The sequence below is a fragment of the Rhizobium sp. CC1099 genome (genome assembly GCF_029714385.1).
Classification (GTDB): domain Bacteria; phylum Pseudomonadota; class Alphaproteobacteria; order Rhizobiales; family Rhizobiaceae; genus Rhizobium.
In genome coordinates, this window is the sequence record NZ_CP121641.1 from 2,627,002 (window position 1) to 2,649,521 (window position 22,520).

General features: G+C 61.0%; 24 protein-coding genes. 18 read left to right on the plus strand and 6 right to left on the minus strand.

The genetic code is table 11. The features are described 5' to 3' along the window. Positions 1-173 precede the first annotated feature (173 nt). The 7 genes from QA644_RS13405 to QA644_RS13435 all read left to right on the plus strand — a co-directional run bounded on the left by QA644_RS13405 (position 174) and on the right by QA644_RS13435 (position 5,182). Positions 174-353 carry a hemin uptake protein HemP gene (locus QA644_RS13405; protein WP_039845633.1) on the plus strand — a complete coding sequence of 60 codons (180 nt, stop codon included), beginning with the start codon at positions 174-176 and terminating at the stop codon, positions 351-353. A 9-nt stretch (positions 354-362) separates the two neighbouring features. Beyond that, positions 363-1,415 carry a ChuX/HutX family heme-like substrate-binding protein gene (locus QA644_RS13410; protein WP_283068926.1) on the plus strand — a complete coding sequence of 351 codons (1,053 nt, stop codon included), beginning with the start codon at positions 363-365 and terminating at the stop codon, positions 1,413-1,415. Between the two features lie 11 nt (positions 1,416-1,426). Next, the gene (locus QA644_RS13415) at positions 1,427-2,353 is read left to right on the plus strand and encodes a hemin ABC transporter substrate-binding protein (protein ID WP_283068928.1); all 927 of its coding nucleotides are present in this window, start codon (positions 1,427-1,429) and stop codon (positions 2,351-2,353) included. Position 2,354: 1 nt separating this feature from the next. Further along, positions 2,355-3,470, plus strand: coding sequence for an iron ABC transporter permease (locus QA644_RS13420; protein ID WP_283068930.1), 1,116 nt, complete (start codon positions 2,355-2,357; stop codon positions 3,468-3,470). Between the two features lie 12 nt (positions 3,471-3,482). Next, entirely contained in the window at positions 3,483-4,277 is a 795-nt protein-coding gene (locus QA644_RS13425; protein WP_239597804.1) for a heme ABC transporter ATP-binding protein, read from the plus strand. A 143-nt stretch (positions 4,278-4,420) separates the two neighbouring features. After that, a complete protein-coding gene (locus QA644_RS13430) occupies positions 4,421-4,771 on the plus strand; it encodes a DUF883 family protein (protein ID WP_156886509.1) in 351 nt (116 codons plus the stop codon). A 9-nt stretch (positions 4,772-4,780) separates the two neighbouring features. Then, positions 4,781-5,182 (plus strand): hypothetical protein, encoded by a 402-nt coding sequence (locus QA644_RS13435; protein ID WP_283068931.1) that lies wholly within the window; start codon positions 4,781-4,783, stop codon positions 5,180-5,182. A 12-nt stretch (positions 5,183-5,194) separates the two neighbouring features. Here the strand turns inward: QA644_RS13435 and QA644_RS13440 are convergent, their stop codons facing one another. From QA644_RS13440 to QA644_RS13450, 3 genes are all read right to left on the minus strand, one after another. Beyond that, positions 5,195-5,716 (minus strand): cupin domain-containing protein, encoded by a 522-nt coding sequence (locus tag QA644_RS13440; protein ID WP_283068932.1) that lies wholly within the window; start codon positions 5,714-5,716, stop codon positions 5,195-5,197. A 222-nt stretch (positions 5,717-5,938) separates the two neighbouring features. Then, positions 5,939-6,493 (minus strand): RNA polymerase sigma factor, encoded by a 555-nt coding sequence (locus tag QA644_RS13445; RefSeq protein WP_022717008.1) that lies wholly within the window; start codon positions 6,491-6,493, stop codon positions 5,939-5,941. A gap of 10 nt (positions 6,494-6,503) precedes the next feature. Further along, on the minus strand, positions 6,504-6,710 hold the full coding sequence (locus QA644_RS13450) for a NepR family anti-sigma factor (protein ID WP_074069245.1): 207 nt from the start codon (positions 6,708-6,710) through the stop codon (positions 6,504-6,506). A gap of 269 nt (positions 6,711-6,979) precedes the next feature. Between QA644_RS13450 and QA644_RS13455 the strand changes: the two genes are divergently transcribed. The 4 genes from QA644_RS13455 (at position 6,980) to preA (ending at position 12,052) form a co-directional block, all read left to right on the plus strand. Continuing rightward, the gene (locus tag QA644_RS13455; RefSeq protein WP_074069246.1) at positions 6,980-7,774 is read left to right on the plus strand and encodes a response regulator; all 795 of its coding nucleotides are present in this window, start codon (positions 6,980-6,982) and stop codon (positions 7,772-7,774) included. A 238-nt stretch (positions 7,775-8,012) separates the two neighbouring features. Then, positions 8,013-8,966 carry a sensor histidine kinase gene (locus QA644_RS13460; protein WP_183927579.1) on the plus strand — a complete coding sequence of 318 codons (954 nt, stop codon included), beginning with the start codon at positions 8,013-8,015 and terminating at the stop codon, positions 8,964-8,966. Positions 8,967-9,364: 398 nt separating this feature from the next. Beyond that, a complete protein-coding gene (locus QA644_RS13465) occupies positions 9,365-10,726 on the plus strand; it encodes an NAD(P)-dependent oxidoreductase (RefSeq protein WP_283068933.1) in 1,362 nt (453 codons plus the stop codon). A gap of 12 nt (positions 10,727-10,738) precedes the next feature. After that, the gene (preA, locus tag QA644_RS13470) at positions 10,739-12,052 is read left to right on the plus strand and encodes an NAD-dependent dihydropyrimidine dehydrogenase subunit PreA (protein ID WP_074069248.1); all 1,314 of its coding nucleotides are present in this window, start codon (positions 10,739-10,741) and stop codon (positions 12,050-12,052) included. Between the two features lie 178 nt (positions 12,053-12,230). Here preA and ftrA read toward each other — a convergent pair whose 3' ends face one another. Beyond that, positions 12,231-13,220 carry a transcriptional regulator FtrA gene (ftrA, locus tag QA644_RS13475; RefSeq protein WP_283068935.1) on the minus strand — a complete coding sequence of 330 codons (990 nt, stop codon included), beginning with the start codon at positions 13,218-13,220 and terminating at the stop codon, positions 12,231-12,233. Between the two features lie 69 nt (positions 13,221-13,289). On the opposite strand from ftrA, the gene QA644_RS13480 reads away from it, so the two are divergent. Together QA644_RS13480 and QA644_RS13485 are read left to right on the plus strand one after the other, a co-directional pair. After that, positions 13,290-13,706 carry a rhodanese-like domain-containing protein gene (locus QA644_RS13480; protein WP_239597796.1) on the plus strand — a complete coding sequence of 139 codons (417 nt, stop codon included), beginning with the start codon at positions 13,290-13,292 and terminating at the stop codon, positions 13,704-13,706. A gap of 111 nt (positions 13,707-13,817) precedes the next feature. Further along, positions 13,818-14,870 carry a magnesium and cobalt transport protein CorA gene (locus tag QA644_RS13485; RefSeq protein ID WP_283068937.1) on the plus strand — a complete coding sequence of 351 codons (1,053 nt, stop codon included), beginning with the start codon at positions 13,818-13,820 and terminating at the stop codon, positions 14,868-14,870. Positions 14,871-14,915: 45 nt separating this feature from the next. Here the strand turns inward: QA644_RS13485 and QA644_RS13490 are convergent, their stop codons facing one another. After that, positions 14,916-15,926, minus strand: a complete 1,011-nt coding sequence (locus QA644_RS13490; RefSeq protein WP_283068939.1) for an NAD(P)-dependent alcohol dehydrogenase — start codon at positions 15,924-15,926, stop codon at positions 14,916-14,918. A gap of 102 nt (positions 15,927-16,028) precedes the next feature. On the opposite strand from QA644_RS13490, the gene QA644_RS13495 reads away from it, so the two are divergent. Then, positions 16,029-16,928: a LysR family transcriptional regulator gene (locus QA644_RS13495; protein WP_283068941.1), complete on the plus strand. Its 900-nt coding sequence runs from the start codon at positions 16,029-16,031 to the stop codon at positions 16,926-16,928. Positions 16,929-17,056: 128 nt separating this feature from the next. After that, positions 17,057-18,565 carry a GAF domain-containing protein gene (locus tag QA644_RS13500; protein WP_283068942.1) on the plus strand — a complete coding sequence of 503 codons (1,509 nt, stop codon included), beginning with the start codon at positions 17,057-17,059 and terminating at the stop codon, positions 18,563-18,565. 23 nt (positions 18,566-18,588) lie between these two features. Here QA644_RS13500 and QA644_RS13505 read toward each other — a convergent pair whose 3' ends face one another. Then, complete coding sequence (locus tag QA644_RS13505; protein WP_074069255.1) at positions 18,589-19,233, minus strand: TetR family transcriptional regulator C-terminal domain-containing protein; 645 nt, start codon at positions 19,231-19,233, stop codon at positions 18,589-18,591. Between the two features lie 291 nt (positions 19,234-19,524). On the opposite strand from QA644_RS13505, the gene QA644_RS13510 reads away from it, so the two are divergent. The 3 genes from QA644_RS13510 to hydA are packed head-to-tail and all read left to right on the plus strand — an operon-like array spanning position 19,525 to position 22,507. Then, positions 19,525-20,778, plus strand: a complete 1,254-nt coding sequence (locus QA644_RS13510; RefSeq protein ID WP_194727780.1) for a Zn-dependent hydrolase — start codon at positions 19,525-19,527, stop codon at positions 20,776-20,778. Then, positions 20,775-21,056: a hypothetical protein gene (locus tag QA644_RS13515; protein ID WP_074069257.1), complete on the plus strand. Its 282-nt coding sequence runs from the start codon at positions 20,775-20,777 to the stop codon at positions 21,054-21,056. Before QA644_RS13510 ends, QA644_RS13515 begins: the two co-directional genes overlap by 4 nt. Continuing rightward, on the plus strand, positions 21,053-22,507 hold the full coding sequence (gene hydA / locus QA644_RS13520; protein WP_074069258.1) for a dihydropyrimidinase: 1,455 nt from the start codon (positions 21,053-21,055) through the stop codon (positions 22,505-22,507). Before QA644_RS13515 ends, hydA begins: the two co-directional genes overlap by 4 nt. Positions 22,508-22,520: the final 13 nt, after the last annotated feature.

Consider the following 22,520-nt stretch of genomic DNA (forward strand, 5'->3'; position numbering starts at 1 on the left):
TGCCACAAGTGCCGCAAATCTGCCGCCATACCGCTTCTCCATGTAATTTCTAAAACTTGAGTTTATAAGTCTTCTATTGCGTCATTAAAAAATGGTGACTATGAAAGTCAAGATAATTGTATCAAGACCGGAGGAAAACAAGCCCCCGGCACCAGCGGAAATTGCCAACCGAAATGATGGTTGAGAAGCCAGACACCTTTAAGCATGCACCTCTCCCGCGGGAGGCAGCCGAAATTCGCACCATCGAAAGCGCGGACATTTTCCGCGGCGCGAACGAGATCATGATCCGGCATGACGGCGTGGTCTACCGCATGAAAATTACCCGGCAGGGCAAACTCATTCTCAATAAGTAAGGGTGGCAGATGACTGATGAGACCAGACCGGCACCGGCCGAAATTCGCGCGTTCCGCGCCGAAAATTCGCAGATGCGCGAGCGCGATATCGCAGCGCGGCTGAACATTTCCGAAGCGGCCCTCGTCGCCGCCGAAGTCGGCATTTCCGCGACCCGCATCGACGCCAGCGCGCTGAAGCTTCTGGAGCGCGTGGCCGAACTCGGCGAAGTCATGGCGCTGTCGCGCAATGAAAGTGCCGTCCACGAAAAGATCGGTGTCTTCGAAAACATCAAAATGGGCATGCAGAGCGCAATCGTCCTCGGCGAAAACATCGACCTTCGCATCTTCCCGAGCCGCTGGGCCCATGGCTTTGCCGTCACGAAGAAGAATGGCGACGAGGAACGCCTCAGCCTGCAGTATTTCGACAAGACGGGTAACGCGGTCCACAAGGTGCATCTGCGTCCGAATTCGAACGTCGAGGCCTACCGCTCGATCGTCGCTGATCTGAAGCTCGACGACCAGTCGCAGGAATTCGTCGAAGCCGAAATCTCCGCTTCAGAGGATGAGAGCGGCGACGTCGGCCGCGACGAGCTGCGCGACAACTGGAGCAAGCTCACGGACACGCATGAATTCTTCGGCATGCTGAAGCGCCTGAAAATCGGCCGCCAGGCCGCACTGCGCACGGTCGGCGACGATTACGCCTGGAAGCTCGGCAACACGGCGACGGCCGAGATGATGCACGCATCCGTCAAAGCCGGTCTGCCGATCATGTGCTTTGTCGCGAACAACGGCATCGTGCAGATCCACTCCGGCCCAATCTTCAACGTTCAGGCGATGGGACCTTGGATCAACATCATGGATCCGACCTTCCACCTGCACCTTCGCCAGGACCACATCGCCGAGACCTGGGCCGTGCGCAAGCCCACCAAGGATGGCCACATCACTTCGCTGGAAGCCTATGACGCCAAGGGCGAAATGATCATCCAGTTCTTCGGCAAGCGGAAGGAAGGTTTCGACGAGCGTATCGATTGGCGCGAAATCGTCGAAAGCCTGCCGAAGGCCGGAACGAGCATCGCAGCGTAAGGAGCGGAACGATGAAAATACCTTCGAACTTGCGCCGCCGCCGGCTTTGCGAACTGACGCTGACGGCGGCCGTCATGGCACTGCCTTTGCTGCCCGCTGAAACGGCGGAGCATAGCTTCATCCGGGCGGCGCAGGCCGAGGAACCGAAAAAGATCGACACCTCGCGCCTCGTCGCCGTCGGCGGCGACGTAACGGAAATCGTCTATGCGCTCGGCGAAGAAAGCCGCCTCATCGCCCGCGATTCCACTAGCACCTATCCCGAAGCTGCCATGAAGCTGCCGGACGTGGGCTATATGCGGGCTCTCTCGCCGGAAGGCATCCTTGCCGTCAACCCGACCGCGATCATCGCTGTCGAAGGATCGGGCCCGCCGGAAGCGCTGACCGTCCTCAAGAACGCCAGCGTGCCGTTCGAGACGGTTCCGAATACCTACGATCGCGAAGGTATCCTGACGAAGATCGACAAGATCGGCACACTGCTTGCGGTGCCCGACAAGGCCAAGGCGCTGGAAACCAAGGTCGGCGCCGATCTGGATGCCGCGATCGCCGATGCCGGCAAGCGGCCGGAAGCGAAGCGTAAGCGCGTGCTTTTCATCCTCAGCACGCAGGGCGGCAAGATCATGGCCTCCGGCACGGACACGGCGGCTGATGGCATCATCAAGCTCGCAGGCGCCATCAATGCCGTCGGCAGCTTCTCCGGCTACAAGCCGGTGACCGATGAGGCGATTGTCGAGGCAAAGCCCGATGTGATCCTGATGATGAACCGTCAGGGCAGTCACGCGGCGGCCAACGACGACCTCTTCAAGCAGCCGGCGCTCGCACTGACCCCCGCGGCCCAGAAGAAGGCCATCATCCGCATGGATGGCCTGCACCTGCTCGGCTTCGGTCCGCGCACCGCAGGCGCCGTCCGCGAATTGAACGCGGCCATCTACGGGGGCTAAGATGGCTCTGCTGGACGCCATGACGGGACAGAAACGATCACTTTTTTCGATAGCCGCGCTTCGCGAGCACCGCGAGGCAGGCGATCGAGGGCGGCTGGCGCTCCTCGTGATCGGCCTGCTCGTGGTGGGTTCCGTCTTCTCGATGCTATTTTCGGTGACGACCGGCGCCTCGGATGCCTCGATTGTCGACGTGATTGCAAACGTGGCGGGTTCGGAGGCGGCGCTCAACATGCGCGACCGGATCATCATCTTCGACATCCGGATGCCGCGGGCCATCCTCGGCTTTCTCGTCGGCGGCTCGCTCGCCGTCTCCGGCGCTGTGATGCAGGGACTGTTCCGCAATCCGCTTGCCGATCCCGGCCTCGTCGGCGTGTCGTCCGGAGCGAGCTTCGGCGCCGTCGTGATGATCGTGCTCGGCGGAACGATCGCCATGCAATTCCTTGCGCTGCTCGGCATCTATACCCTGCCGGTTGCAGCTTTCGGCGGTGGCCTTGTTACGACGGTGCTGCTTTACCGGATCGCAACGACCAATGGCCAGACCTCGGTCGCTACGATGCTGCTGGCGGGGATCGCGCTCGGAGCTCTAACGGGTGCGATGACAGGTCTGCTGACCTATATCGCCAACGACCAGCAGCTTCGCGATCTCACTTTCTGGTCCATGGGCTCGCTCGCAGGTGCAACCTGGATGAAGATCGCCGCCGCCGCGCCGATCATTCTGGCATCCTTCGCAGTCCTGCCCTTCATGGCGCGCGGACTGAATGCCATAACACTTGGTGAAGCGGCCGCGTTTCATATGGGCGTCCCGGTTCAGCGGCTGAAGAATATCGCGATCGTAACCGTTGCCGCCGCAACCGGCGCATCGGTTGCCGTCAGCGGTGGTATCGGTTTTGTCGGCATTGTCGTGCCGCATCTGCTGCGCATGATCATCGGCCCCGACCATCGCTATTTGCTGCCAGCCTCCGCTCTCCTCGGCGGCTCGCTCTTGATCTTCGCCGACGTTCTGGCGCGCACCATCGTCGCGCCCGCCGAATTGCCGATCGGCATTATCACGGCTGCAGTCGGCGGACCCTTCTTCCTCTGGATATTGTTGCGGCAGCGCTCGCGGCTTGCGCTCTAAAAGTGAATTTCGATGATCGAACTTTCCGGCATCTCGGTCCGCCTGTCGGGCAAGACAATCGTGCATGACGTCAGCTTTACGGCGAAGGCCGGCCAGTTGACGGCGATTGCCGGACCGAACGGCTCCGGCAAGACGACCACGATGAAGGCGATCTCCGGCGAGCTTTCCTGCGACGGCTCCGTGCGCATCAACGGCGAAGAGGTCAAGACAATGCAACCCTGGCAGCTGGCCGCCATTCGCGGCGTGCTGCCGCAGGCAAGCGCCATCTCCTTTCCCTTCACCGTGCGCGAGGTCGTGCGCATGGGACTGACGACAGGGCTGAACCTGCACCCCGAACAGGCAGAGCAGATCGCGGCACGGGCGCTCGCCGCCGTCGACCTCGGAGGCTTCGAAGGCCGTTTCTACCAGGAGCTTTCGGGCGGCGAGCAGCAGCGCGTCCAGCTCGCGCGCGTGCTGTGCCAGATCTGCGAGCCGGTCGCGGACGGAAAACCCTGCTGGCTGTTGCTCGATGAGCCGGTCTCCAGCCTCGACATAAGCCATCAGCTGACGATCATGAGCCTTGCGCGGAAATTCTGCGACGCAGGCGGCGGCGTGATCGCGGTCATGCACGATCTCAACCTGACCGCTCTTTTCGCGGACCAGATCGTCCTCATGAAAGCCGGGGGACTAGCCGCTGCCGGCAGCGTCAGCGACGTGCTCACCGACGAGCGCATGCAATCTGTATTCGGATGCCCGCTGCGCATCAATCAGGTTCCGATGGACGCAACACCCTTTGTCCTGGCTCACAGCGCGCTTGCCGGCCGTTAAACCGCCGGAACTTTTGATTGGCCAGCGCGTTGTCGTGTCGATGATTTGGATCAATGCCGGGCGATACGACTTATTGCAATGATCGGTGCTGACCTCGTTTGAAACCGGCCCGCGACTTTGCGCGCGCCCATGCCAAGGAGAGCATCATGGCTTCCATCCTCCCGTCCATTCGCGGCCGGCGCCATGGCAACGGTACGCTTCACGACATCGAATCCACAATCGAGGATCAGATCGAAAGCCTGCGCGACGAAATCGCGACCCTGACGAAGCTGGTTACAAAGAATTCGCGACGGCGCGGCGAAAAGCTCCGCTATCAGGCGGCTGCTGGCTATGACGAACTCCTTGGCCGCAGCGAAGACCTCCTCCACGATCTGCAGGAGAGCTATCTGCGCGGCGCAAATGAAGTTCGCCATACGGTACGCAGGCATCCGATCGCAACGATCGGTGCGGCGGCCGCCTTCGGCCTCGTGCTCGCGCTCCTCGCACGCCGCTAAGGAGGATCGATGCTCTTTCCGATCCTCAGCCTTTTGATAGGAAACAGTTTTCACAGGACCGTTGCGCGAACCAAGCGCAACGGTATTTTCATTGTGCTCGCCGCAATCTTCCTTCTGAGCGCCTATGTGCTTGCGGTCACAGCCGGGACAATCTGGCTCGCGGGCATCTACGGTGCGGTGGGTGCTGCGCTCTTTCTTGCGGCATGCGCCCTGCTGATCGGCATCGTCGTGCTGATCGTCATGAAGATCATGAACGCACAGGAAGAGCGTCGCGCGCAGGAGCGCCGCCTGGCGATCGAGTCGCTGGCAGCCGTCGGCATCAGCCTTGTCCGTTCACAGCCGCTTTTGACGGCTGGCGTGCTTGCCGCGCTCGTTGCAACAAACCTAATGGGCTCCAAACACCGCGACTAGGGATCCTGACCTCTAGCCCGTTTCGCTCGCACTTTTCCGAATGCGGTCCGGAAGTCCATCATGGGGGCCAAGTGGCCGCTTCGGCCAATCGTCCCACCAGTCGTCAATCAGCTCCTTCCTTTCCGGGTTGAGAGGATAGTGAATACGGTTCTCCGGCTTGTGTCTCTCTCCGACCACGAGCAGCCGGACCTCCTCCTCAGTGTTATTGATGAAATTATGGGCTATGCCGGTGCCAGCCGGGAACCCCACGCCGTCGCCAGGTGCGAGCCGATGCAGATGGCCATCGATCCACACGTCGGGATTTCCTTCAATAACGAAGACGAATTCCTCCTCCGCGCTTTCGGCATGTGGAAGCGATGTACGCCGGCCGGCCGGCAACCGCTCATGATGAATGCCGAGTTTCGAAAGGCTGAACGCCCGGCCAAAAGGCGCGCCAATGCTCATGCGTTCATCGCGTCCTGAATAATGCGGCTCATCGGGTCGCTCGATATTGCGCCAGTGGGTGATAAATGGTGGACGTTCGTTGCTATCCATGAGTTGCTCCTCGGGTAGCCCATGCCCGCAAGCCACGCTCAAATCCGCAACGAGCACCGGTCATGAAAACAGCTAGTGACCGCGCCTCAATCGTCAAGCATCCTGCGCAGCGGCGCCACCGGCATATTTGCTGCCAAGTTTTCAGGGCTAGTCTTCATCTCTTGCACAACAAAAAGCCGCCGCCTGAGGCAGCCGGCCTTTTCCTCCCATTCAACGCGTGGATCAGAAGGCGAAGGCCTTCGACGTCAGCGGCGCGGACGTCGAATCCGGGCCGAAATCCGCTTCGCCGGAAATCTGCAGCAGTTCCTGGAGCCGCTGGCGCGCACGATTGACGCGGCTCTTGATGGTGCCGACGGCGCATCCGCAGATCTCCGCGGCTTCTTCGTAGGAGAAGCCTGATGCGCCGACGAGAATGATCGCCTCGCGCTGATCCGGCGGCAGTTGGTCAAGCGCCTTCTTGAAATCCTGCAGGTCGAGCGCGCCGTATTGCGCCGGATGCATCGCCATGGATTCGGTGAAAAGGCCGTCGCTGTCCTGGATCTCGCGGCCGCTCTTACGCATCTGGCTATAGAGTTCGTTGCGCAGGATTGTGAAAAGCCAGGCCTTCATGTTGGTGCCCATCTCGAAGTGATCCTGCTTTGCCCAGGCCTTCATGATGGTGTCCTGCACCAAGTCGTCGGCGCGATCGTGCCGGCCGATCAGCGAAATCGCGAATGCACGCAGACTCGGCAAAGCCGCCAGCAGTTCGCGTTTGAAGCTTGGTTTAGCCTTATCCATCAGCTCGCCCTTACTCGGCCAGTTTGGCCGAAGCCATCATCTCAGCCTGGTCCAGCTTCTCGAGCAGATCGAGAAAACGATCGGGGATCGCCTCGTCCTGTGCCGCCGCATAAAGGGACCGCAGTTTGACGCCGATCTGGTTGTTTGGATCGAGGATATCGCTCGCGCGCATTTCCAGCCGCCGCTGATTCTGTTCTTCGTTCTGCTGCTTTTTCATAAACTCGTCGCTTCTCGCCGTTGTCTTTGTCTGAATGGACGATACGTTTGCGCTGCGGCGTGATATGCCAACAGCACCCTCCGCCGCTCGAGGCGGTTGGTGCTCAGATACTTGCCGTTTATCGAGGCTCAAAATCGCGGTACGCCCTTCATTCGTCGCCACCATAATGCAAGGCTGTGAAAAAAGTTCCGCATATACTGGAACTTTTTTAATAGCGCGACGTTTCCACTGCATTAAAGCCAGTTATGGCCTACGGACGGGAGTTTTTAATGACACTTTCTACTCGAATTGCGCCGCATCTTCCTTATTTGCGTCGCTATTCCCGCGCGCTTACCGGCACCCAGACTTCGGGTGATGCTTACGTTGCCGCAGTTTTGGAAGCGATCATCGCCGATATATCCATTTTCCCGGATACCGAGAACGACCGCGTCGCACTCTACAAACTGTTCACGAAACTGTTTGGTTCCACTGCCATCCAGATTCCCGAGCCGGCGTCGCCTTATGCCTGGGAGCAGCGTGCGACCGTAAACCTCAGCAAGGTCTCGCCGCTTGCCCGCCAGGCCTTTATCCTCGCGTCGGTCGAGAATTTCCGCGTCGGCGAAATCGCCGACATACTCGAGACCGACGACCAGGAAGTGATGAGCCTGCTCGACAAGGCCTCGCAGGAGATCTCGCGCCAGGTGGCAACCGATATCATGATCATCGAAGACGAACCGCTGATCGCGATGGATATCGAGCAGATGGTCGAAAGCCTCGGCCACAAGGTGACCGGAATCGCCCGCACGCATTCCGAGGCCGTGGCTCTTTACAACAAGACCAAGCCGAACATGGTCCTTGCGGATATCCAGCTTGCCGATGGCAGTTCCGGCATCGACGCCGTGAACGACATCCTGAAGACATCAAGCGTGCCCGTGATTTTCATCACCGCTTTTCCAGAGCGCCTTTTGACAGGTGAGCGGCCGGAACCGACGTTCCTGGTCACCAAGCCCTTCAATCCAGACATGGTCAAGGCTTTGATCAGCCAGGCGCTATTCTTCAATGAATCCACCAAGGTTGCGGCATGAAGCTGAACCGTCAAAGCGACGGAACAAAGCCAATAGCGAGGCGTTCCCAGCTAGCTGGGCCGCTCCGGCAACAGCTTTAACGGTTTCTCCAACGCTTGGTCATAATATGACCAGCGGGGTTCCTGAAATGGCAACCTCTTTCCAGCTGCGCAAGAAGGATCGAAGGAAAGGCGGCCTGGTGAATACGACAGAACCATTAACCGGCAAGCCTTTCGCGCTGGAGGGCAAGTCCGCGATGATGGAGCGGGCGCTGAGCAGCGCCGGAATTTCGATTCTCTTCCAGGATTCCACGCTGACACTTTCCTACGCCGAAAATCTTCCCCGCCATTTCGCCGAACTGTTTTTCGCCGGCGGCAGCGACAGCGACCTCTTCGGCAAGGCGCACGGCGATTATCTGAGGACACTCAAGTTCAAGGTGCTCGAAACCGGGACGGCGACGAATGCCGAGATCGATATGGACGTCGATGGCGAGGTCCGGACCTACGAACTCAAAGTACAGCGCATCAATAACGGCGGCTCGCTCGGCATTCTTTCGGTCATCTCCGAAGTCACCGAGATGCGACACCGTGAAAAAGTGCTGAAATCGCTGCTGCGCGAACTGTCGCACCGCTCGAAGAACCTGCTCGCGATCATTCAGGGCATCGCGACGCAAACGGCCCGCAATACGCTGTCGCTCGACAGCTTCCTTGCAAAGTTCCGCGGTCGCCTTCAATCGCTTTCCAACTCGCAGGATCTGATTACGGATTCGAGCTGGCGCGGCGCCTATCTCTTCGACCTTGCGGAAAAGCAGTTCGCACCCTATTGGCCGGAAACGGCAGGCTCCATGCCGATCTTCGGCATCAATGCGCATATGACGCCGAATGCCGCCGTACATCTCGGATTGGCGCTTCATGAGCTGATCGTCAATTCGGCCTCCTATGGCGCAATTGCCGGCGGCGCGTCTTCGATCACCCTGAACTGCAAGGAAGCGAAGCACAACGGCAAGAAGGCGATCGAGATCGCCTGGGTGGAAATCCTGCCGAACCGGACAGAGATTCACGAGTTCAGTGAAAACAGCTTCGGCAAGACCGTGCTGGAACGCGTCGTTCCCTCGTCCATGAGCGGCAAGGCGGAGCTCCGGCTCGTTCCTGGCCGTATCGAATATTACCTGCAGATCCCCGAGACGGAATTCGAAATCCTCAAGCGCCCCTGAGTTTCGCCGTTGCTGGCCCAGAACAAAAAACAGCCAGTGCGAGGGCGGCGCACTGGCTGTTTTCACTCATCGGGAGGGGACCGTGAGTAATCCGGATGATGGGTTGGGGGCGCGCATGTTGGGTCGATGCGATCACCATCCGGATGCCCCAATAACGACCGCGTTGACCTTTGGTTCCGCCGGATCCGAAAAAAATTGAATTTTTATGAATCTTTTTTGCAAGGTGGCGAATGGCTGCCTTCGTGAATGATGGGCACAGGTGCTCAACGGCGCGACTTAAAATAACAAAAACAAATACTTATGCGAATATACGTTTCAAAATTTTACCGTTTGATAAATTTTTTATCCTGAGTTACGCTTTCCCTCACTAGCCGTTTACCAATAATGAGGGAACTTCAATGGAACGACTGGAAACTGGGATTCATTCCGGCCGGCTCTCGACCGCCGAGTATGAAACTAATTTTTCCGATCTGCATCCGCGCCTCGACAAGCATGAGGCGCTGGTGGCCGCCGACCGCTGCTATTTTTGCTATGATGCGCCGTGCATGACGGCCTGTCCCACCTCCATCGACATCCCGCTCTTCATCCGTCAGATTGCAACCGGCAACCCGATCGGTTCGGCCAAGACGATCTTCGACCAGAACATCCTGGGCGGCATGTGCGCCCGCGTCTGTCCCACCGAAGAGCTCTGCGAACAGGCCTGCGTGCGCAATACCGCAGAGGAGAAGCCCGTAGAGATCGGCCGCCTTCAGCGTTACGCGACTGATACGGCCATTCAGGCAGGCAGGCAGTTTTATGAACGCGCCGCCTCGACGGGTAAGAAGATCGCCGTTGTCGGCGCCGGCCCGGCCGGCCTTGCCGCCGCTCACCGCCTTGCGGTGAAAGGCCACGACGTCGCCATCTACGACAGCAAGTCGAAATCCGGCGGCCTGAATGAATACGGTATCGCCACTTATAAAGCGGTCGACGACTTTGCCCAGAAGGAAGTGGATTACGTGCTTTCGATCGGCGGTATCGAAGTCCGCCACGGCCAGCAGCTTGGCCGTGATTTCTCGCTTGCCGATCTGCAGTCTCAGTACGACGCCGTCTTCCTCGGCATCGGCCTTGCCGGTGTCAATGCGTTGCGCGTCGATGGTGAGAACCTGCCGGGTGTCGATGACGCGGTCGATTTCATCGCCGGTCTCCGTCAAGCCACGAACAAGGCGGACGTTGCCGTCGGCCGCCGCGTCGTCGTTCTCGGCGGCGGCATGACCGCCATCGATGCGGCCGTTCAGGCCAAACTGCTTGGCGCCGAAGAAGTGACGATTTGCTACCGCCGGGGCAAGGAGCACATGAACGCCTCGGAGTTCGAGCAGGACCTCGCGACGTCCAAGGGCGTCATCATCCGCCACTGGCTGGCGCCGAAGTCAATCCTGTCGCAGGACGGCAAGGTCGCCGCGATCGAGGTGGAATATACCAAGCTCGCCAACGGCCGTCTCGTCACGACCGGCGAAACCGGCGTCATCGCCGCCGATCAGATTTTCAAGGCGATCGGCCAGACCTTTGAAGCATCCGGTCTCGGTTCGCTGCGCATGGAATCCGGCCGGATCGCCATCGACGGCGAAGGCCGCACCTCGCTCGACGGCGTCTGGGCGGGCGGCGACTGCGTCTTCGGCGGCGATGACCTGACCGTATCTGCCGTCGCGCAAGGCCGCGATGCTGCCGAATCCATCAACCGTACGCTTGCTGCCGGTGCGCAGCCAGCCGTCGCCGTCGCGTGAGGAGAATGAACAATGGCTGATCTCCGCAACAATTTCGTCGGCATCAAGTCGCCCAACCCGTTCTGGCTCGCCTCCGCGCCGCCGACCGACAAGGCCTATAACGTCGAGCGCGCCTTCAAAGCGGGCTGGGGCGGCGTCGTCTGGAAGACGCTCGGCGAGGAAGGCCCGCCCGTCGTCAACGTCAACGGCCCGCGCTACGGCGCGATCTGGGGCGCCGACCGCCGCCTTTTGGGTCTCAACAATATCGAGCTCATTACCGACCGCGACCTTTATACCAACCTGCGCGAAATGAAGCAGGTGAAGATGAACTGGCCGGACCGCGCCCTGATCGCCTCGATCATGGTTCCCTGCGAGGAAGACGCCTGGAAGGCGATCCTGCCGCTCGTGGAGGAAACCGGCGCCGACGGCATCGAACTCAATTTCGGCTGTCCTCACGGAATGTCCGAGCGCGGCATGGGCTCGGCGGTCGGGCAGGTGCCGGAATATATCGAGATGGTCGTGCGCTGGTGCAAGCAGTACACGCGCATGCCGGTCATCACCAAGCTGACGCCGAACATCACCGACATCCGCAAGCCGGCACGCGCCGCCAAGGCCGGCGGTACGGACGCCGTCTCGCTGATCAACACGATCAACTCGATCACCGCAGTCAATCTCGACACGTTTTCTCCTGAACCGTCGATCGATGGCCGCGGCAGCCATGGCGGCTATTGCGGCCCGGCGGTGAAGCCGATTGCGCTCAACATGGTGGCCGAGATCGCCCGCGATCCGGAAACCTACGGCCTGCCGATCTCCGGTATCGGCGGCGTGACCACCTGGCGCGATGCTGCCGAGTTCCTGGCGCTCGGCGCCGGCAACGTGCAGGTCTGCACCGCGGCCATGACCTACGGCTTCAAGATCGTGCAGGAGATGATCACCGGGCTCTCCGACTGGATGGACGCCAAGGGTCACAGGTCGCTCGACGATATCACCGGCCGGGCCGTTCCGAACGTCTCCGACTGGCAGTATCTGAACCTCAACTATGTCGCCAAGGCGAAGATCGACCAAGACGCCTGCATCAAATGTGGCCGCTGTCACATCGCCTGCGAGGACACCTCGCATCAGGCGATCACGCAGTTCGTCAACGGCATGCGCCATTTCGAGGTGATGGAAGACGAATGCGTCGGCTGCAATCTTTGCGTCAACGTCTGCCCGGTCGAAAACTGCATCACCCTGGAAGCCCTGCCCGCCGGCGCGCTTGACAAGCGCACGGGCCGTCCCGTCGACCCGAACTACGCCAACTGGACGACCCACCCGAACAATCCGATGGCAAGACAGGCGGCAGAGTAGAAGACGGTCGCGACTCGCAAGACTGCGGCGATGCCCTCATGCGGCTGCCGCCAGCTTCTCCCCGCAGGCGGGGAGAAGGAAGTATGCCGCACCGTTTGGGCATTCGACCTTTAGGATGGTACGTAACTCTCCCCGCATGCGAGGTGAGGGTGAGGGGCAGCATCATGGCGCCCCGCAACTAAACCCCGAACGACTTCCTGTAGGCACTCGGGCTTGTCCCGAGCCGCTTGCGGAAATGATGCCGCATCGTCGCCAGTGTGCCGAAGCCGCTGGCGGCGGCGATATCGTCAAGCGATGCGGCGAGTTCCTTTTCCAGGAGATTGCGGGCATGGCGAAGCCGCTCTTTGAGCAGCCATTCGCCCACGCTGAGGCCCGTCGTCGTTTCGAAGCGGCGCTGGAAGGTGCGCAGGCTCATGCCCGCCTTTTGCGCCAGCAGGCTGATCGACTGCTCCTCGTCCAGCCGCTCCCGCATCCATTGGAGCAGCGGCCCGAGCCGCATTCCCTCCCGCTCTTCGAGCACGGGCGCGCTGATGAATTGCGCCTGCCCGCCTTCGCGATGCGGCGGAAGCACCAGACGGCGCGCCACGCTGTTTGCGGCTTCTGCGCCAAAATCACCGCGCACGACGTGCAGGCAGAGATCGATGCCGGCCGCACTGCCCGCGGCCGTCAGGATACTGCCCTCGTCCATGTAGAGAACGTTCGCATCGAAGGCGATCTGCGGATAGCGCGCTGCGAGCGACGCGACATAGCGCCAATGCGTCGTCGCACGCCGGCCGCTCAAAAGACCGGAAGCGGCAAGCACGGCAACGCCGGAGCAGAGCGACATGATACGGGCACCGCGCTCATGAGCCTGACGCAGCGCATCGATCAACGGCTCCGGCACCGGCGCATCGATCGACCGCCAGCCCGGCACGACGATGAGATCGGCTTCGGCCAGAACCTCCAGGCCCCGATCGACCGAAACGCTCAATCCGCCCGAAGCACGGAGCGGCCCCGGTTCGACGCCGCAGACCGAATAATGATACCAGCCCTCGCCCATTTCGGGACGTGGAAGACCGAAGACTTCGTAAGCAATACCGAATTCGAAAGTGCATAGCCCGTCATAGGCAAGCACGACGACATGCGGACGTCTGGGCGAATTTGGCATGATCTTTACGCTAACCGTCATTAAAGCCAATTTCGCCATGCCATAACATCGGCGATGGTCGGCGGCAACTCGAACCGTGAAAGGAAAACCATGGCGAGCCCCGTCAGCGAAACACCCGCCGCCTCCCCGGAGGAAACCGCCGCCTACTACGCCCGCAAGCTCGCCTTCGAAACGGACTGCTGGGACGTCCAGGCCTCCATTTCCTCGGGCAAGGCTGACTTCGTCCTTATCGACGTTCGATCCCCGGCGCTCTTTTCCCGCTCGCATGTGCCGGGCGCGATCAACCTGCCGCATGGCAAGATGACCGCCCACCGCATGTCGGAGTGGCCGGCCGATACGCTCTTCGTCGTCTATTGCGCCGGGCCCCACTGCAACGGCACCGACAAGGCGGCGCTGCGCCTGGCGCGGCTCGGCCTCTCCGTCAAGGTCATGATCGGTGGCATGACCGGCTGGGCTGACGAGGGCTTCGCCTTTACGGACGGTGAAGCCCCAATGGCCGCGCAGTGACGGACCTCGTTTAACGCTATTGCGGATGCGTATTTCGCAAAATGGAGCTATGGTTCTTTGCGTTTGGGCAGCAATCGGCCGGGGATGCCGCAGTGGGAGGAATAGACGGTTTTGGAACGAACCAAAGATCTGAACAGCACCTCCGCTCGCGCGGAAACCGGCGCGGTTGCGCCCGCATCGTCGCCCTCTGCCCGTCCGGGGGTCGTGGCAGCTGCCGTTTACCAGCAGGGACAGCGCATCCGCGATATCCGGATAGAAGAGGCCGGCGAATGGCGAACGCACGAGAATGCAGTCGTCTGGATCGGCTTGCACGAGCCGGACGAGATGCTGCTGCACCAGGTACAGGCCGAATTCAATCTCCACCCACTGGCGATCGAGGATGCTGCCCAGCCGCATCAGCGCCCGAAGCTGGAGATTTATGGCGACGCCATGTTCATCGTTGCCCGTACCGCCCACATGAAGGACGGCGAAATCGTCTTCGGCGAAACCCATCTTTTCGTCGGCCGGGGCTATGTCGTTTCCGTGCGCCATGGCGCATCGTCCTCTTACCTGGCGGTGCGGCAGCGGTGCGAGGCGACGCCGGCCGCGCTCGCCCATGGGGAGAACTACATTCTCTATTCCATCCTCGATTTCATCGTCGACAACTACATGCCGGTGATCGAAGTGGTGCAGGAAGAAGTCGAGACGCTCGAAGATCTGATGCTGCGCGAACAGCTTACAAAGGTCGACATCGAGCGCCTCTACATGCTGCGGCGCAAGCTGCTGCGGCTGCGCAATGCCGTCGTGCCGCTCGTGGACGTCTGTCGCCGCTATGAGCATATCGACCTTCCGGGTATGGACTCGACGCTTCAATCGCTGTTTCGCGACGTCACAGACCATGTGCGCCGGGTCCAGGAGGATATCGACGCGCTGCGTGAAGTCCTCGCCTTCGCCTTCGAAGCCAGCGTGATGATCGGCCAGACCGAACAGACCGCGATTGCCCGCAAGCTCGCCTCCTGGGCGGCGATCCTTGCTGTTCCGACGGCGATCGCCGGTATCTACGGGATGAATTTCAACGATATGCCGGAACTGAAATTCCAGTACGGCTATTTCGTGGTGCTGGGCGTGATCGCAACCTTATGCGTAACGCTCTTCGCCTTGTTCCGCCGGGCGAAGTGGCTGTAGCCGGGGCTCCCGCCAGAATGCTCTGACGGGAGTGGAGAACCCAACTCAAAACTCGATGACCATCTTTCCGAAAGGGCCGCGATCGAGGTGCTGAAGCGCCTTTGGCAGTTCGTCGAAGCTGTAGCGCTTGTCGATCACCGGCTTCAGGCCGGTGCGGTCGACGGCGCGGACCAGGTCCTCCAGCGCGCGGCGGTGTCCCACGCTGAGGCCCTGTACCGTCGGCGACTTCAATAGCAGCGATTGCACTGGCGCAGATAGATCGAAGCCATCCATGACACCGATCACCGAAATCCGGCCGTTGACCGCCACAGCCTTTAGGGACTCGCCGAAATTGGCGCCGGCTGCGATTTCGAAGATGTGGTCGGCGCCGTAATCCTCCGTCAGTTCGAGGACGCTTTCGGCCCAATTCTCCCTGCCGATCCCATGATCGGCGCCGAGAGCACGGGCGCGCTCGAGCTTCTCGGCATTTGCCGAGGTGATGATGACTTCGGCACCGTGCATCTTGGCAAGTTGAAGACCGAAGAGCGCCACCCCTCCGGTTCCCTGAATGACCACCTTGTCGCCCGCCTTCAGCCTGCCGAGTTCGATGAGCGCGAACCACGCCGTCAGACCTGCGCACGGCAGCGTGCTCGCCTCAACGGCATCGAGCGTCTTGGGCGCGTGAACGAACCAGTCCTCGGAAAAGGTCACATACTCGGAAAGCACGCCCGGGTAATATCCGCCGAGCGTCTTGTAGGGCGGATGGCGGGCATCGCCGAGGCCTGGCCCGTTGATGCGCCCGGGAAGAAAGGTCGTGATGACGCGGTCGCCCGGCTTGAAGCGCGTGACGCCGGGGCCGACAGCTTCGACCACGCCGGCAAGGTCCGATGCCGGAACGAACGGAAACTGCAGCGGCAGACCCATGCCGGTCTCCAGCACCAGCTTGTCGCGATAGTTCAGCGATACGGCCTCGGCACGGACCAGCACCTTGTTGCCGCTCGCCTCTTCGACCGCCGCTTCACGCACCATCAGATTCGTCGGTCCGATATTGTCGATCGACCATTGCTTTGCCAACATTCTTCTCACTCCATTCGGTTGACGGAGCCGAAGCATATCGTTGAAATTTGATCGACAGTTGCGTTATTAATTCCACAAAATGTTTCCCTAAAGGATCCAATAATGGAACAACTCAAAGGCATATCGGTGTTTGTCGAGGTCGCGGAAGCAGGCGGCTTTTCCGCAGCCGCCGAGCGGCTTCATTTGACGCGCTCAGCCGTCGGAAAGACGATCGCACGGCTGGAACAGAGGCTTGGTGTGCGCCTGTTTCACCGCACGACCAGAGCGCAGAGCCTGACGGAGGAAGGCCAGTTCTTTTACGAGCACTGCCTGCGCGCGGTCGAGGAGATCACGCGTGGCGAAGCGCTTCTCGAAAGCGGCAAGCGGGAGGTGCGCGGGCGCCTGCGGGTCACAATGCCGGTTCTTTTCGGCCGTCAGTGTGTGGCGCCGATACTCATCAAGCTGCTCGACGAGCATCCGCATCTCGAACTTGATCTTTCCTTCAACGACCGGATCGTGGATCTGGTCGAAGACGGCTTCGATATTGCCGTGCGCAACGGCCCTCTCGGGGACTATCCCGGCCTGATGGTGCGCGTCATCGCCCAGCAGCGCATGACGGTTTGCGCCTCGCCGGGCTACCTCGAACGCTGCGGCATTCCAGCCAAGCTCGAAGACCTCGAAACCCATGACGGCATCGTCTATGGGAGGCAGGATCGAAACCGCACCTGGATATTCCCGACAAACGCCGAACCCTTCCGGCAGGTGTTGCCGCGATCGCGGCTGCGGCTCGACGATCTTGCCACCATCGCCGACGCCGCGGCACAAGGCGTCGGCCTTGCCTGGCTACCGTGCTGGCTCGTGCGGGACCGCGTTGCATCCGGCGAGCTTCGCCGGGTCCTGACCGATATTGCGGCTGTTGCCTTTGACGCCAATGTCGTCTGGGTAAAGTCGCCTGCAATGCAGCCGAAGGTTCGGCTCGTGATCGACACCTTGGCCGCGAAGCTCCCGGCTCTCATGAGTTAGCGAAGAAAGTCTCGGAACCCTCTGAATTTTTTGGTGTATTCACTGGAAATAGTGCGTTTCCGCCGTATATCCCTTTCCTTGTTACGCCGAAATGGGGTAACTGAAACGGAACCGGAGTCTCCTGTCTCGTGAGCAAAGCCTGCAACGGTGCGGACCTGACGAATTGCGACGGGGGAGCTATCCTTCAGCGCGCCGCCATCCAGCCCTTCGGTTTCCTGCTTGCAGCTTCCGCCGACTGGAGAATCGTCCGCGCGTCGGCTAATCTCGAACAGTTTCTTGGCGTAGGCTGCGAACAGGGGCTTGGGCAGCCCCTCTCCGGCATCATCATGTCCAGGACGCTGCACACGATCCGCAACCGGCTGACCGTCATCCGAGGTCCGGTCATGATCGAGCGGCTGTCCGGCATCGCCTTTGCGGAGGGCGGCCCCATTTTCGACGTGGCTCTGCACTGCAGCGAGGGTGAGATCGTCATCGAGGCCGAACCGTCGCAGCGCGAGGGCCAAGGCGGCTCGACGCTGTCGATGCCCGCCATGATGGCGCGCATCGACCAAGCGCAGACCCTGGAAGCCTTTTTCCGCGAGAGCGCCCGGCAAGCGCGCGGCATTACCGGCTTCGACCGCGTGATGGTCTACCGCTTCGATGACGAAGGGTCCGGCGAAATCGTGGCGGAAGCCGCGAGACCCGGCATAGGATCCTTGCTTGGCCTTCACTTTCCGGCCACCGACATTGCGGCCCAGGAGCGCGCCTTCTATGCCCGCAATCTCTTCCGCATCATCGCCGATGTCGATGCCGCGCCGGTTCCGGTCGTGCCGGAACTCGACGCGCACGGCCGGGCGATCGATCTTTCCCTGTCGCTCCTGCGTGCGAGCCCGTCGGGCCATATCGACCACCTGAAGGACATGGGCGTCGCCGCCTCGTTTTCGGTTCCGATCGTCGTGGATGGCAGGCTCTGGGGCCTGTTTGCCTGCCATCATTATGCTGCCCGCCTGCTCCCCGTCGAACGGCGCTTGACGGCGGAACTCTTCGCCCTGATGTTCGCCTCGCGGCTCGAAACCCGGGAGTGCCGGCTAGCGCTGGAATTCGAAACCGGGGCGCGAAAGATCGTCGAGCGGCTGTTGGCCGCCGTTGCGGACAATACCGGCCTGCCCGATGATCCGGCCTGGCTGGCCGAAGTGATCGCGGGCGCTGTTCCGGCAGACGGCATCGGCGTCTGGATCGGTGGCCGCACGGCGCTTTCAGGGCTCGCTCCCACTCAGCAGCAATTCTCTGCGCTGATCGATACGCTGAACCGCAAGGTATCCGGCCATGTATTCGCGACCGATCGTGTTGCCGAACTCTGGCCCGAGGCGGAATTGAATGGCGACGTCGCCGGATTGATGGCCATTCCGACCTCGCAGCCACCGCGCGATTATATCGTATTCTTCCGCCAGGAAATGCTGCGAACGGTTCATTGGGCTGGCGGTTCGCCAGGGCCAGCAGAACACGACGCCGACAGCCACGCCCTCACCTTCCACAAGAGCTTCCAGGCCTGGTCTGAACTGATGCGCGGACGATCGCTGCCGTTTTCCGCGGTGCAACGCCATGGCGCGGAGACGATCGGCGTGACGCTTGAAGCCATTCGCCGCCTGACCGGGTGAGGCAGCACCACTGAAGAGGGCTGTCAGGCCGGGCGAACCATCAGCCCGCCGATGAAGAGCTGCTCGAGGAAGCGCGCCGCATCCTCGAAGCGCCCTGCCCCGGCATGCTCCTGTCCGAGTACGGCGCGCACCTGGACGTCGAAGTCGGCATAATGCTGCGTTGTCGACCAGATCGAAAAGATCAGATGGTAGGGATCGCATTTGGCGATCTTGCCGGCCTTCGCCCAGGCGCGGATGACCTCGGCCTTCTCATCGACGAGCTGCTTCAGCGGACCCTTCAGCTCGTCTTCGATATGCGGCGCGCCCTGCAGCACCTCGTTTGCAAACAGCCGGCTTTCGCGAGGAAAGTCGCGCGCCAATTCCAGCTTGCGGCGAATATAGCTGCGGATTTCGGTCTCCGGATTGCCCTCGGCATTGAAGGCGCGAAGCGGCTCAAGCCAAGTATAGAGCACCCGGTCGATCAGCGCCCGGTGCATCGCCTCCTTGGTACGGAAGTAATAGAGCAGGTTCGGCTTCGACATGCCGGCCACCTCTGCGATCTGGTCGATCGTCGAGCCGCGGAAACCCCTGGCGGAAAACACATCGAGCGCAGCTTCCAGAATCTGCTCTTCCTTCTCCTCCTGGATCCGCGTGCGCCGCTGGGTCTTCGCTGCTCTCGGAATTGCCATCTGGCTCTCGTTTCCCCTTGAAATTCAATTGCTTCAGTCGAACCGTTCCTTCTGCCGTCCTTTTGAGCAACTCCCTGCAATTTTGTCTGAATTTTTCCTGATTTTCGTCTTGAGCCCGGCGCGGGAAGCTGTAATGTTTACCAATCGGTCAAATTATCTGTCAGATGCAAAACAAAGGCAACTGGCGATTTTCCAGCGTAACAAAACAAACAAGCGCGCCGGGAATTGACGATGGGAACAGACGGCGCATGTTCTTTGCATGACCGTAAAAAACAGGTGAGGATTTCAGACATGGTGGCAGCACCAGGCGAGAATATGCGCGTCAACGGAGACCGTCTCTGGGACAGTCTCATGGACATGGCAAAGATCGGCCCCGGAATTGCCGGTGGCAATAATCGCCAGACGCTGACGGACTCCGATGCCGAAGGCCGCAGCCTCTTCCGCACATGGTGCGAAGCCGCAGGCCTGACCGTCGGCGTCGACAAGATGGGCACGATGTTCGCAACCCGTCCTGGCACCGATCCCGATGCGCTCCCCGTTTATGTCGGCTCGCATCTCGACACCCAGCCAACCGGCGGCAAATATGATGGCGTGCTCGGCGTGCTCGGTGCGCTCGAAGTCGTCCGTACGATGAACGACCTCGGCATCAGGACGAAGCACCCGATCGTCGTCACCAACTGGACCAATGAGGAAGGCGCCCGTTTCGCCCCGGCCATGCTTGCCTCCGGCGTTTTCGCCGGCGTTCACACGCTGGACTATGCCTATGGCCGCAAGGATCCCGAGGGCAAGACGTTCGGCGACGAGCTGAAGCGCATTGGCTGGCTCGGCGACGAAGAAGTCGGCGCCCGCAAGATGCACGCCTATTTCGAATATCACATCGAGCAGGGTCCGATCCTCGAAGCCGAGGAGAAGCAGATCGGCGTCGTCACCCACTGTCAGGGCCTCTGGTGGCTCGAATTCACGCTGACCGGCAGGGAAGCCCATACGGGCTCGACGCCGATGAACATGCGCGTCAATGCCGGGCTTGCCATGGCGCGCATCTTCGAGATGGTACAAGGGGTCGCCATGAGCGAGCAGCCGGGCGCCGTCGGCGGCGTCGGCCAGGTGCTCTTCTCGCCGAACTCCCGCAACGTGCTGCCCGGCAAGGTGATCTTTACCGTCGACATCCGCTCGCCTGACAAGGAAAAGCTCGACCGCATGCGCGCCAAGATCGAGGCCGAAGCGCCGAAGATCGCCGATGCACTGGGCGTCGGCTGTTCGATCGAGGCGATCGGCCATTTCGAACCGGTGACCTTCGATCCGAAGCTCGTCACCGCCGTGCGCGACGCCGCCGAAAGGCTCGGCTACAGCCACATGAACCTCATCTCCGGCGCCGGCCACGACGCCTGCTGGGCTGCCAAGGTCGCGCCGACGACGATGATCATGTGCCCCTGCGTCGGCGGCCTGTCGCACAACGAGGCGGAGGAGATTTCCAAGGAATGGGCGACCGCCGGTGCGGACGTGCTGTTTCATGCCGTGGCCGAGACGGCGGAGATCGTCAGATGACGGCCGATGCGGATGCCGATCTGAATACCATGACGCATGCGGAATTGCTTTCGGCAGCCCGCGCCATGCGCCGTGCGATCCGCACCCACCGGGATACGTCCATGCACGAGCTCTGTTGGCATCACCCCGACATGTGGGCGCTTCTGCCGGATTCACCCACAGGCGGCCAGATCGTGCCGGATTGGCCCCAGTTCATGCGCGGCTGCATCCGCTACCGCCAGTCATTGGATAAACAGCTTGCGCAGGCACCGCGCAGCGCCAGGGAGTTCGGAGAATGAGCACAGTCATCAAGGGCGGAACCATCGTCACGGCCGACCTCACCTACACGGCCGATGTGAAGATCGAAGACGGCAGGATTGTCGAGATCGGACCGAACCTTTCCGGCAATGAGACGCTGGATGCGTCCGGTTGCTACGTGATGCCGGGCGGCATCGACCCACATACGCATCTCGAAATGCCGTTCATGGGCACCTACTCCTCCGACGATTTCGAGAGCGGCACGCGCGCGGCCCTTTCCGGCGGCACGACGATGGTGGTCGATTTCGCCCTGCCCTCGCCCGGCCAGTCGCTACTTGAAGCGCTGACGATGTGGGATAACAAATCGACCCGCGCCAACTGCGACTATTCCTTCCATATGGCAATCACCTGGTGGAGTGAGCAGGTCTTCAATGAGATGAAGACCGTCGTCCAGGATAAGGGCATCAACACCTTCAAGCATTTCATGGCCTACAAGGGTGCGCTGATGGTGGACGACGACGAGATGTATTCCTCCTTCCGGCGCTGCGCCGAACTCGGCGCGCTGCCGCTGGTCCACGCCGAAAACGGCGACGTCGTCGCGCAATTGCAGGCAAAGCTCATGGCCGAAGGCAACAACGGCCCGGAAGCGCACGCCTATTCCCGGCCGCCCGAAGTGGAAGGCGAGGCGACCAACCGCGCCATCATGATTGCCGACATGGCCGGCTGCCCCGTCTATATCGTCCACACCTCCTGCGAACAGGCGCACGAAGCGATTCGCCGCGCCCGCCAGAAAGGCATCCGCGCCTATGGCGAGCCGCTCATCCAGCACCTGACGCTCGACGAGACGGAGTATTTCAACAAGGACTGGGATCACGCCGCCCGCCGCGTCATGTCACCGCCCTTCCGCAACAAGCAGCATCAGGATAGCCTCTGGGCTGGCCTTGCCTCCGGCTCGCTACAGGTCGTCGCGACCGACCATTGCGCTTTCACGACCGACCAGAAGCGTTTCGGCGTCGGCGATTTCACCAAGATCCCGAACGGCACTGGCGGCCTTGAAGACCGCATGCCGATGCTCTGGACCTATGGCATCAATACCGGCCGGCTGACGATGAACGAATTCGTCGCCGTGACCTCGACGAACATCGCGAAGATCCTCAACATCTATCCGAAGAAGGGCGCGATCCTCGTTGGTGCCGACGCGGATCTCGTCGTCTGGGACCCGAAGCGCGCAAAGACCATCACCTCGAAAAACCAGCAGTCGGCCATCGACTACAACGTCTTCGAAGGCAAGCAGGTCACCGGCCTGCCGCGCTACACGCTGACGCGCGGCGTCGTCGCCATTGAAGAGGACACGATCAAGACCCGCGAGGGCCATGGCGAATTCGTCAAGCGCGAACCGGTCACCGCCGTCAGCAAGGCGCTGTCGACCTGGAAGGAAGTCACCGCGCCGCGCAAGGTCGAGCGCACCGGCATTCCGGCAAGCGGCGTGTGATCGGAAGGGATGT

Bases quoted from the DNA above. Each gene is read 5' to 3' on its own strand.
- QA644_RS13405 (WP_039845633.1), top strand. From the start codon at position 174: ATGATGGTTGAGAAGCCAGACACCTTTAAGCATGCACCTCTCCCGCGG.
- QA644_RS13410 (WP_283068926.1), top strand. From the start codon at position 363: ATGACTGATGAGACCAGACCGGCACCGGCCGAAATTCGCGCGTTCCGC.
- QA644_RS13415 (WP_283068928.1), top strand. From the start codon at position 1,427: ATGAAAATACCTTCGAACTTGCGCCGCCGCCGGCTTTGCGAACTGACG.
- QA644_RS13420 (WP_283068930.1), top strand. From the start codon at position 2,355: ATGGCTCTGCTGGACGCCATGACGGGACAGAAACGATCACTTTTTTCG.
- QA644_RS13425 (WP_239597804.1), top strand. From the start codon at position 3,483: ATGATCGAACTTTCCGGCATCTCGGTCCGCCTGTCGGGCAAGACAATC.
- QA644_RS13435 (WP_283068931.1), top strand. From the start codon at position 4,781: ATGCTCTTTCCGATCCTCAGCCTTTTGATAGGAAACAGTTTTCACAGG.
- QA644_RS13440 (WP_283068932.1), bottom strand. From the start codon at position 5,716: ATGGATAGCAACGAACGTCCACCATTTATCACCCACTGGCGCAATATC.
- QA644_RS13445 (WP_022717008.1), bottom strand. From the start codon at position 6,493: ATGGATAAGGCTAAACCAAGCTTCAAACGCGAACTGCTGGCGGCTTTG.
- QA644_RS13450 (WP_074069245.1), bottom strand. From the start codon at position 6,710: ATGAAAAAGCAGCAGAACGAAGAACAGAATCAGCGGCGGCTGGAAATG.
- QA644_RS13455 (WP_074069246.1), top strand. From the start codon at position 6,980: ATGACACTTTCTACTCGAATTGCGCCGCATCTTCCTTATTTGCGTCGC.
- QA644_RS13460 (WP_183927579.1), top strand. From the start codon at position 8,013: ATGGAGCGGGCGCTGAGCAGCGCCGGAATTTCGATTCTCTTCCAGGAT.
- QA644_RS13465 (WP_283068933.1), top strand. From the start codon at position 9,365: ATGGAACGACTGGAAACTGGGATTCATTCCGGCCGGCTCTCGACCGCC.
- preA (WP_074069248.1), top strand. From the start codon at position 10,739: ATGGCTGATCTCCGCAACAATTTCGTCGGCATCAAGTCGCCCAACCCG.
- ftrA (WP_283068935.1), bottom strand. From the start codon at position 13,220: ATGACGGTTAGCGTAAAGATCATGCCAAATTCGCCCAGACGTCCGCAT.
- QA644_RS13480 (WP_239597796.1), top strand. From the start codon at position 13,290: ATGGCGAGCCCCGTCAGCGAAACACCCGCCGCCTCCCCGGAGGAAACC.
- QA644_RS13490 (WP_283068939.1), bottom strand. From the start codon at position 15,926: ATGTTGGCAAAGCAATGGTCGATCGACAATATCGGACCGACGAATCTG.
- QA644_RS13495 (WP_283068941.1), top strand. From the start codon at position 16,029: ATGGAACAACTCAAAGGCATATCGGTGTTTGTCGAGGTCGCGGAAGCA.
- QA644_RS13505 (WP_074069255.1), bottom strand. From the start codon at position 19,233: ATGGCAATTCCGAGAGCAGCGAAGACCCAGCGGCGCACGCGGATCCAG.
- QA644_RS13510 (WP_194727780.1), top strand. From the start codon at position 19,525: ATGGTGGCAGCACCAGGCGAGAATATGCGCGTCAACGGAGACCGTCTC.
- QA644_RS13515 (WP_074069257.1), top strand. From the start codon at position 20,775: ATGACGGCCGATGCGGATGCCGATCTGAATACCATGACGCATGCGGAA.
- hydA (WP_074069258.1), top strand. From the start codon at position 21,053: ATGAGCACAGTCATCAAGGGCGGAACCATCGTCACGGCCGACCTCACC.